Raw genomic sequence first — 8764 nt, forward strand, 5'->3', positions numbered from 1 at the left:
CAGTCAAGGCAGCTTCGACGCGGTTGCGGGCACCGAGTTTGGTGAACACCGCCGAAATGTGGGTTTTGACGGTGGTCTCGCTCAGATACAGCCGGCCGGCGATGTCGGCGTTGGACGCTCCGGTGGCCAACACCTGCAGAACGTCGCGTTCTCTCCCCGACAACAAGCCCAGGTCGGGTGTGCCCGGTGTCGCGGCGGAGGCGGGGCGAGCAGCAACGATCCGACGATCGTGTGTGTGTGACTTTCATCGTCGTCGCCATCGGTGACTCCTCGTACTTGTACTGCTCAGGCTGGCCTATTCTCCCTGCGCGGATCGCCCCAGCGCGCACGGGGGAGGCCGCCGCCGCCCGGCAACGCGTCGCCTAACTCCGTGCCGAACTGCGGGAACTGCGCACGCATCCGTCCGGGACGTGACCCGAGCCCCCGAGGATGCGCGTCGGTGGCCGGGTGTCTCCGTGCCCCGTGCCGGGCAATGTGTCCCTGTTGGAGAGGGTCGGAGTCGAGCCTGAAACGTTTTGCGGGTGCTCGACGACAAGACAACCAGGACGCCGAATTATTCGGCGTACCCGAGTGCCTCGCCGCTTCCCGGATCACCCCCGACGGTCCGGGAAGCGGTGTGGCCGCGGATCACCCCGCCTCCGCCGGGTGGCTCGTGAAATAGGCCCGAAGCCTCGACCAGAACCCCCCGCCGGTCGATGCTTCGGGCCGGCACGGGGTGTGTTCACCGCCGGTGAGGGTCCGCATGTGGTGCGTCGATCCGGATCCGCGCCCGCACCCGCAGAGTCCGGCCACGCACACGTAGCCCCCCAGTGTAGGAACCAGAGACACGCTCGATGCGTCCAACCGGGTATGGATCCCGAAGACCGTGCAGTGTGGGCGGCCGCCGGCCACGACCCGGACGACCCGGATGTCATCGAGTGGTGGCATTGGGTCCGGTGGCAGCTCGAGATGCTCCGCGAGTGACGGGGGAGTCGGCACGCGCGTGACTCGGCGTCCGGGGAATCGATGCCCCTGAACCGCAGCGGGCTCAGCAAGGGTTGTCGAGGGTTGTCGCTGCCAGTCGCGGCGCCAGCCAGGAGGCGACTCGGTCGAGAACCGCGATTGCGTCGTCGAAGGCTCCTGTGGTCGGTGCTGCCGCCACGGCGACGGCGATCTGCCCGGTCCCGGTGTCGACGATCCCGAACTGGCGCACCAGGTATCCACCGGTCGGATCCGGCCCCCACCCACCCTTGAACCGGGCGCCGGGCAGGGTGCCCAGACCCCAGGACTGCTCCGCAGAGACCTGTCCCATCAAGGCCAGGACCTGCTCGGCGTCGGGGTGGCAGGGCAGTGCGGCGGCGAACTGTGCTTGGGCGGTCAGGGGCCACAGTGTTTGCCCGAACGCGGTGTATCCGGGGCGGGTGACCTCGGGTTGCACCACGGTGCTCGGGTCGCCGAATCGAGCGAGAACCTGCTGCACCGCGGCGGCCGCGGATGTTCCGGCGCCCAAGCTGTCCCACATGGCCTGGGCTGCGGCATTGTCCGAGACGGTGATCGCCGCGGCGGCATTGCCGGCTTGTGCCGGGTCGGCGGCGAGTGCGGCCAGAGCCAACGGCACCTTGATCGTCGACCAGGCGAGGTCGGCCGGCAATGTGCCCGCGGTGACGGCCTGTCCGCCACCGACCGGAACGATCGCCAACCCGACCCGGGCGGGAAGCTGGGCGGCGAAGGCGTCGAACCCGTCGAAACCGCCACCGACCCCCGGGCTGGCGGCAGCACCGGACCCGAGGGCTGCCGGCACACTCGGAACGGTCTCGAAGACCGTCTCGATGACCACCACGTCCGGCTCGGTGCGAGCCTGCGGCGAACTGCACGCCCCGACCGCGACCGCCGTCACCACCGCGGCGGCCGCTGTGAGGGCTGCGCGGATGTTCCGGCGTCGAGGCTCGTCCATGTCAGTACAGATACACCACGGCGTCGTTGCCGCCGGTGCAGGTGACCACCGTGTTCCCCGAGCAGGTCATGGTGTACGAGCGGCCGGTGACCGGGCTATAGGCGTTGATCGACACCACGGCGCCGCGCACCAGTTGCCGCAGATACGATGCCCGCACTTCCTCGGCGAACTCGCACGAGGTCGCGCTTGAGCCGACCGCCGAACTCGACAGTGTCGAGCTGGTGAACACGCTCGCGCAACGGGTCGAATACGAGGGGATGGTCTCGCCGGTCGCGGGGGCCGGGCCGGCACCTCCCTGCGCCGGGGCCGGACCGGGAACGGCGGGGACGACCACTGTGGACGTCGAGGTGGACGGCCCGGCCGCGGTCGCATCGTCGTTGACGATCTGCGGCCACAGCCACAGATAGCCCACCAGGCCCACCACGATGACCGCCAGCACCGCGACGACGACCCACACCGCGGCATTGGAGTGCTTCGCCGACGGTGCCGGGTATGTGGGCGGCACGTAATTCGGGTGCGGCGCGTACCCCGGGACCGGCGCCGGAACCGGCTGGGGGACCGGGGGAATCGGCTGCGGCTGTTGGGTGGGCATATAGCCGTCTGTCACCGGATCGATGCGCGGGTACTGCGCGGTGGGCTGGTCGCCGGCGGGCCGACCGTAGTCGCGCTCATCGGGTCCCCACGGGGGCGGCTGAGTCATGGAACTTGCAGGCCTTTCTGTACACCGACCCACATACCTGCGGCCCGGCCGATCCGACACACTTCTCGGTTCGATCCACCGTGCAGAACGGGACCGGGAACCATCCCGGTACATTCCGCGCCGGATCGTCCGGTCACCGCGCCCGACTCGCAGCCGCCGTAATTGTCCGATACACCCCTCGTGTCCCACGCACCGCCCCCGCCTGGTTGGACATGCCGCCACCCGAGTCGGCATCGCAACGATCGGGACAGGATGTCCCGGAGGCCGTCCCGGATCGTGCGTCCGGACCTCCGGCCGGGGCGCGGGCCGTCTCCCGTCGCGATGCCCACGGCGACGCCGGTCATCGTGGGCGGTGGGTGATGAGGCTCGGCGCGGTGCTCGGCGCTGCCCGTGGTTCCGAGCTGTTCGCAGACTGGAGCCCCTCGTCACGCAGCGACGAATGCCTGCATCAGATGAAATTCGACATCCTTGACCGCCGATGACCGGCTCTTATATCAGGTATTCCCCTACATATTGCAGCAGTCCCCGAGTTGGGTTCGGCTGAGCTACGGGTGGCTGCGCTCGCGGCATTGACGGCCGGTGCCTGGTTCGCCTATGCGTCCTGGTCGGTGGACTCGACGGGAGCGACCCCGAAGTAGACGATCCCGTTCCAATCGAAGTCGACAGCCATGACGATTCCGCCGGGAATATCGAGCACCTCGGCCAACTCGGTGGCATCGAGGTCCTCGACTGTTTCTGCGTCTTCCGGCAGGGATTCGGGAAGGTTGTCTGTGACCCGGGCACTGATGTAGACCCACTCGCGCACGTTGCCGTCGTAGACAAACAGCAGTGTCGGCTCCTCTTCGATGCACCCGTCCTCGACAGGCTGAATCATTCCACCGCTGAACGGGGAGTAGAGGGCGCCGAGGTAGCTGAACTGGACGATCGGAAGCGGCATAGAAGATCCCTTGCAGTCGACGCGAGCAGAGAAATTGCCCCGGACCTGGGCAGATCCAGTGGGATGCGGGGCGAGCATCATGGTAGGGGATGTTACCGACAGAACTTGAGCGATCAGAGGTTCGGGTCGAACCGGCAAAAACCCTCGCGGCGGTTAACGGGACCGCCTGGGCCGCCAGCACTGGGAGCCCTCCCACACCCGCTGAACCGGCTCGCGATCGCGCTGTTGCATCCAGAACCGACCGTGACGAAACAGGACCCCGGGCTGACTGTCGAGCCCAGCGGAATCTCGGGGAAGGAGCGCTCCGAGCTGGGCGCTGGCCCACCGCCGATAGCGCCCTCTTATGTCAGGTGAACGTCTCTTCCGACACCGCCCGGCCCGTGTCGTAATGAGTACGGGAACCGAATCCTGCCATTCTTGGCGAGTGGAATACCTCCTGCTGGTGATCGCTCGCGCGCGCGTTTCACTCCCGTCCGACGTCCTACGCTGGGCCCTCGACACAACCACTCCCGGGTTTCGGTCGTGGACCCAACTCCTGGGCCGGGCCGAGGTGACCGACGAGCAGGCATGGGCGCTGTTGTGGCGGGACGGGAGGCTGGAGAGGTCCGCCGAGAAGGTCCCCGCGGGGTCGAAAGACTATTGGATAAGCAATGCAACGTCAGAGGAGTTGGCTGGGCAGGTCGCGACGTATCTGGCACGACCGAAGGTCCCATCCGGGGCGGTCGGACGGGTGCGCGAACGCCTGGACGGGACTGTCCTGACTCGCTTGGATCTCCTACGTGCGGTGACACGCTGCGGTGGCAGCCACCTCGTCTGCCACGAGGTGGCGGCGGAACCACCGGTCGGCTCGGCCCGCGGCCCCCGTCTGGGCTCACGTGAGCTGGCGCTGGCGGAGCGATACCGGAGCAACGCGCGGGACGAAGCACGCGAGCGGGAAGACACGATTGCGGCGCAAGTCGCGGCGATTCTCGCGGAAGACCACCTGCTCGCTCGGGTGGAGTGTGCACGCGACCTGGGGGCGTTCGGCATTGAGGTTCTCGAGGCATGCTTGTTCGGCCACGGATCGGTAGCGCCGTCACCGGAGTCCGCCGATGCGGCGAGTGCCGAATGGCTCGAGGAAATCGCGGCGAGAGCGCTGCTCTACGCCTCCGATTCGTTCCGCCTCGGCCCGAGCCTGTCCGCTCTTCGCCCGATTGTCCGCATGCACAGAGATCCCACAGACTGGGCTGCGCGACGGTGGGGACCAACCCGTATCCGTGATTTCGGTCAAGCCGGGATGGTTCCTCTGACATTCTCCATCCCCTCCGAAGAAGGCGAATACGTCATCCACAAGCTGGGCAATGACGTACGCCGGTACCAGGAACTCGCCGTCCTCGCGGAGGAGCAGCCGGACACCCCGTTGGGTGATTTGTGCCGCGCCACTGACCGGTTGACCCGCGCATCCGACACCAGCCACCTCGACAGCGGAGGTCATCCGGAGTACCTGCTGGAGGAACCGGATGCGCTGCAACCCGTCGTTCCCGACCTGGACGCGATACGTGACGCCTGGCCGGAGGTGTCTGCGCACGTCTACGAGCGGAGTCGAACGGTCCATGTCATGTTGAGCGGTGCGAGCGTGCACAGTGTGGACGGCAACCACATAGTGCTTGCGCATCCGTCCGAACCCCTCGCCAAGCGTCTTTCCGATCTGCGCAATTCATCGCGGATCGTCGATGCGCTCCGGGCCGTGTTCGGCGTGGATTTCGAGGTCAGCTGCATGCACCTCCCCCAGGGGTAGACCAGATCGGGCTGATCAGCGTATCGATGCAGTGCTCAACGCCTAGAACACGAGCCACCAGACATCTCTACACGTTCCTGGGGGTCGTAAAGGCGAGGTCATCCAATGAGATTCGTCTCCAGCATGGCACCGATGATCGGGCCAAGTCGTCCGTGATGTAGTCCCTGATCAACGGAGCCACGTGCATGGAGGTCATTCAGTCGATCCTTCGACGCCACGCGTTCCCTTCACGGCCATCCACGTCACCAGCCGAACCTCGTGCTTCTCGATGTCAGGAAGTGCCTCGCGGGGTGGAGGGGCGGTGATGCCCGCTTCGTCAAGGACCTCGGTGATGAGGTTGATTCGCTCCTCATCCGTCCGACCCTGATTGAGGGCGCCGCGGACCTGCCGAGAGACCTTTGCCGACGGCACGCTGCGCAACCGATTCGCGAGCACGACTTGAGCGTCTCTGCCCAGGTAGCCGCCCTTGCGGATCACCAGCGAGTAGGCATCGCGGAAGGACAGCGGCAGTTCGGGCTGGAACGCGTTGGGGTCGGTCAGTTTCTTCCACACCGCGTAGACGCTGTCGCGGGCTACTTCCCATGCATCGAAGGCATGGTCGTAGACGTCTTCCGGGAGCCATCGCTCGGCGTTGGAGTCCTGCGGGTCAGATACGCGCAATGAGATGAGAGTGTCGGACGAAACGATCGGATCGCCGTCGTCCGTGAAGCGAAGCGACCAATCGTCGTTGGCAGGGACGTAACGGAACCAGGGCTTCGCGCTCTTGCCGATCTTCACGCAGAAGACGTAGCCGTTGCCGCGGACGACCGGGTTCACGAATCCGCTCCCCGAACCGTGTGGAAGCGACAGCACGTCGGACTTCAGAACGGGCTCCATGTTGAACGCCCCGAACAGCCGACGGCGGTACTCTTCCCCGGACAACGAGGCGCTCGATCCACCTGCATCGAGGAGCTTCTCGAACTCGTCAATGACCCGGTCGTCGGCGAGGTTCACCTCGTGACCGGGGCCTCGACCGGGCAGAACCTCGCCCGCACCGACCGCGGCGTCCGCGAGTGCGAGCTTCGACTCGAGGCGTGCTTCGAGTTCGAGCAGAGCATCGAGGCGCTCTGCAGGGAAAAACAGACCGAGGTAAACGTAGTCGTGCTTGGAGCCGATGCGGTCGACACGACCGTGCCGCTGCACGATTCGCATGGGGTTCCACGGAAGGTCGTAGTTGATCATCTGGCCGGCCTGCTGGAGGTTCACACCTTCGGCGAGCACATCAGTCGTGAACAGGATGTCGAACTCGTCCTTGGCAGATGGCTCACCGGCAGCGTTCCGCGGTCCCGCGGTCGCCGGAGCGAAACCAGCAATGATCGAGGCACGACCACCTTGGTCGACACCCCCGCTCGCGCCGCGCTCGTGGGCCTTCGCGTAGGAACCCATGATCGGTGGAGCGACTCGGTCCTTGTAGTCGGCCATCGGCGATCCTGTCGGAGCCTTCTCGATCGCCCCAACGACGGCCTCGTGGATCGGCAGGATCGTGTCGGTGAAGGCCGAGAAGATGATGATCTTGCGCCGGTCGGCATGCGAAAGTCCGCGAGGATCGACACGCTGCGCATCGGCAGCGATCTGAGTCAACTCCTCGATCAGGCGCTTAACCTTCGGCTCAACCCCATCAATCACTACCAGCGCGAGATTCCTCAGCTCGCGCAACAGCGTGATGTCGGAGTCGACGTCGGCTTGGAGCTCGGTCAGGTGATAACCGACAACCGACTCGATCTGATCGTCCCTGTCGAACTCGGCCACGAACTCAGCCAGGTCGTCAGAGTCCGACGACACCCACTCGCTCAAGGCCTCGCCCTTCAGGACGAACCCCTTACCGAGCGCTTCGAGGAACGCTTCGTGGGAGACGATCATCTTCTCCAACGACGCATGCAACGCCTGCGGGCTCGACTCGAGTCGCTTCAACAGACCCGACCGGAGCAGGCCGGCGTTGGTGATCTGGTATTCCTGCAAGTCGTGGTCGACCGTGTACATGCTGGAGAGGTAGCGGGCGAGCATCAGACGCTTGGGGTCTCGGCTGCGGTCTTCCCAGGCTCGCGGCGCGTGCGGATCTGTCGGGTCGTCGAGCGCGTAGACCATCGCATCGATGAGGGTGAGTCCGTCGGCATCCAGGTCATAATCGATGCGACGGACCTTGGGCTGCGGGAACTTGATCGTCGTGGGCTTGCCGTCCGGGCCGATGATCAGTTCGTTGGCGTAGTGCTCCTTGACGAACTTTCGCGTGCGGCGGACGGCGACCTGGTCCATGAGGTCGAAGAGGTGCTCAGGCGTGAGGTTGGCCGGGTCGACGGCCTGTGCCTGCTTGATGTACTCGCGGATGCTCGGAATGCCGAGAGACGCGATCCGGGCGTCGTCGCGGATGAAGTACTTGACCAGCGTCTCAAGGTCGTTGAGCGAGTTGTTGACCGGCGTTGCCGTCAGCAGGACGACCCGCTTCGGGCTGCCGGCGGTGATGACGCGGTCAACGGCACCGGAACGTTGCGCACCCGAGTTGCGGAGGTTGTGGGCCTCGTCGATGACGACGAGCGAGTAGTCCTCGACCTCTTGCAGGAACGCGTCGATCGGCCCCTTGTCGGGATCTAGACGGTTGCGGACCTCTTCGTAGGAGTAGACCTTCACCCACCGGCTGAAATCATAGGTCTCCAGGAACGGCTCCCACATTGACGACTTCAGGGCCGCCGGGGCGACGATCAGGACTCGTTGCCGGTTGACGTTCGCCGTCCGGTAGATGACCTCGCCTGCGAGAAAGGTCTTGCCCAGTCCAACCTCGTCGGCCACGAGCACACCGCCGTGCTCGTCGAGCAGGCGTTCCATGCGGACGACACCGTCGGCCTGGAAGCGGGTGAGATTCAGGCCCGTGCGGACATTGGGGTTCTCCTCGGCGTCGAGGTGCTCGCCGTACAACTCCCAGAGCATCCGCAGGTAGACCGACCACGGGGTGTGTGCGTCCCACAAGCGACCGTAGAGCCCTGCGAGGTCGTAAGGGTCGCTGAGGTTCCAGAAGTGTTCGAACCACTCCCGGACCTTCCCTGCCGAGCTAGTCCCGCCGCCGGTGCCAAGGTTGAGCTCCGCGTTGTGCGCGAGGCCGGCGTACGTCATGTTGGACGATCCAGCGATCATCGTGCGACGGTCATCAGAGCGCGCGATGTCGCGGAATGCAATCCGCGCAGCGTCCAGGGGGAGAACCCCACTAGCGAACTTCATTCCTTTGTACGCCGACCGCGAGCGACGCAACGACCCGGACAGCTTGTCCATAAGGTATTTGCGTAGCACGGACTTCTTCGCGTACGCGTATGGAACTCCGGCGTCCGGCTCCCACAGGTTGAAACACGCGCCGGTGTAGACGGGTACGCGACCACGTTGGGCATTCGG

Annotated in this window: 5 protein-coding genes and 1 pseudogene; 1 reads left to right on the forward strand and 5 read right to left on the reverse strand. The window is 65.6% G+C overall.

Going from position 1 to position 8764, the window contains the following annotated elements; all coding sequences use genetic code 11:
• The 4 genes and pseudogenes from RZ1_RS28715 to RZ1_RS28730 all read right to left on the reverse strand — a co-directional run.
• Positions 1-226, reverse strand: a pseudogene (locus RZ1_RS28715) (helix-turn-helix domain-containing protein); the annotation flags it as partial.
• Positions 227-1027: 801 nt separating this feature from the next.
• On the reverse strand, positions 1028-1933 hold the full coding sequence (locus tag RZ1_RS28720) for a hypothetical protein (protein ID WP_072816269.1): 906 nt from the start codon (positions 1931-1933) through the stop codon (positions 1028-1030).
• Position 1934: 1 nt separating this feature from the next.
• Positions 1935-2633, reverse strand: a complete 699-nt coding sequence (locus RZ1_RS28725) for a hypothetical protein (RefSeq protein ID WP_244899415.1) — start codon at positions 2631-2633, stop codon at positions 1935-1937.
• A 592-nt stretch (positions 2634-3225) separates the two neighbouring features.
• Positions 3226-3570 (reverse strand): hypothetical protein, encoded by a 345-nt coding sequence (locus RZ1_RS28730; protein WP_072816271.1) that lies wholly within the window; start codon positions 3568-3570, stop codon positions 3226-3228.
• Between the two features lie 730 nt (positions 3571-4300).
• On the opposite strand from RZ1_RS28730, the gene RZ1_RS28735 reads away from it, so the two are divergent.
• Complete coding sequence (locus tag RZ1_RS28735) at positions 4301-5347, forward strand: hypothetical protein (RefSeq protein WP_139282061.1); 1047 nt, start codon at positions 4301-4303, stop codon at positions 5345-5347.
• Between the two features lie 192 nt (positions 5348-5539).
• On the opposite strand, the gene RZ1_RS28740 is transcribed toward RZ1_RS28735, so the two are convergent.
• Positions 5540-8512 carry a helicase-related protein gene (locus RZ1_RS28740; RefSeq protein WP_238072280.1) on the reverse strand — a complete coding sequence of 991 codons (2973 nt, stop codon included), beginning with the start codon at positions 8510-8512 and terminating at the stop codon, positions 5540-5542.
• Between the last annotated feature and the right edge of the window lie 252 nt (positions 8513-8764).

This window comes from Rhodococcus zopfii NBRC 100606 = JCM 9919, assembly GCF_001895025.1.
GTDB classification, from domain to species: Bacteria; Actinomycetota; Actinomycetes; order Mycobacteriales; family Mycobacteriaceae; genus Rhodococcus; species Rhodococcus zopfii.

Excerpts from the sequence above, each read along its gene's own strand:
- RZ1_RS28725 (WP_244899415.1), bottom strand. The coding sequence starts at position 2,633 with ATGACTCAGCCGCCCCCGTGGGGACCCGATGAGCGCGACTACGGTCGG.
- RZ1_RS28740 (WP_238072280.1), bottom strand. The coding sequence starts at position 8,512 with ATGATCGCTGGATCGTCCAACATGACGTACGCCGGCCTCGCGCACAAC.
- RZ1_RS28720 (WP_072816269.1), bottom strand. The coding sequence starts at position 1,933 with ATGGACGAGCCTCGACGCCGGAACATCCGCGCAGCCCTCACAGCGGCC.
- RZ1_RS28730 (WP_072816271.1), bottom strand. The coding sequence starts at position 3,570 with ATGCCGCTTCCGATCGTCCAGTTCAGCTACCTCGGCGCCCTCTACTCC.